This is a genomic window from Candidatus Magasanikbacteria bacterium RIFOXYB2_FULL_38_10 (genome assembly GCA_001783145.1).
In the GTDB taxonomy this organism is placed as follows: domain Bacteria; phylum Patescibacteriota; class Patescibacteriia; order Magasanikbacterales; family UBA10003; genus GWC2-40-17.
On record MFQT01000005.1, the window covers coordinates 1,251 to 2,172 of the forward strand.

1 protein-coding gene is annotated in these 922 nt (G+C 39.7%); it reads right to left on the reverse strand.

The features are described 5' to 3' along the window. Window positions 1–124: 124 nt before the first annotated feature. A complete protein-coding gene (locus A2294_03375) occupies window positions 125–778 on the reverse strand; it encodes a phosphohydrolase (GenBank protein ID OGH85984.1) in 654 nt (217 codons plus the stop codon). Between the last annotated feature and the right edge of the window lie 144 nt (window positions 779–922).

The window sequence follows — 922 nt, forward strand, 5'->3', positions numbered from 1 at the left end:
GTAGTGAGAAAAAATTTGGGTGGAGAAAATTTGCTTTCCTTATTATCATTCAAAAGTGCAAATTTTTGTAACCTGATACAAGTTGTTAGGCGACCCGTAGGGCTTGAGTTGCCCAAAATCCATTTCAATCTTTTCCTTCCCATTCTTGAAAGAATTCGTCTAAAAAATCCTCCATTACTTTATGTCGTTTCTCGGCAATTTTTTTCGCAGTCGTAGTATTCATCAATTCTTTCAAGAGTAACAATTTTTCATAAAAATGATTTATCGTGTGGCTTTGATTATTTTTATATTGCTCAAATGACTCGTGTTTTTCAGGCTTAATTTCGGGATTATACATCTCTCGTCCTTTCGCACCACCGTAGGCGAAGGTTCTGCCGATTCCGATAGCACCAACCGCATCCAATCGATCAGCATCTTGCACCACCATGCCCTCGATTGTTTTCATTTTTGTCATGACGCCCGCGCCTTTGAACGAAGCGTCTTTGATGATTTGGCAAACATGAGAAATTATATTTTCATCGACTGCCAATTTTTCAAGCCACTCTCTAGCCAACTGCGGACCGACATCATCGTTGCCATCATTAAATTTCCAATCAGCGATATCATGAAGCAGGGCGGCGAGTTCAACGACGAACAAATCCACATTCTCATGTTTGCCAATATGGACGGCGTTCTTCCACACACGATAAACATGCCACCAGTCATGACCAGAACCTTCGCCGGTGAGTTTAGATTTGATAAACTCGACAGTTTTATTTATGATTTCTTCCTTATTCATTTTTATGAAAAATTGTTACTAATTATGAGAAAAGATTGAAATGGATTTTGGGCAATTTCGCCTAATGAGGCGCGCTTATCAAACGTTTCGCTAAGACAAAACGAAGTTTTGGATTGGCGAAATGTAGCGAAGGCGGTTGATAAG

Excerpts from the sequence above, each read along its gene's own strand:
- A2294_03375 (OGH85984.1), bottom strand. The coding sequence starts at position 778 with ATGAATAAGGAAGAAATCATAAATAAAACTGTCGAGTTTATCAAATCT.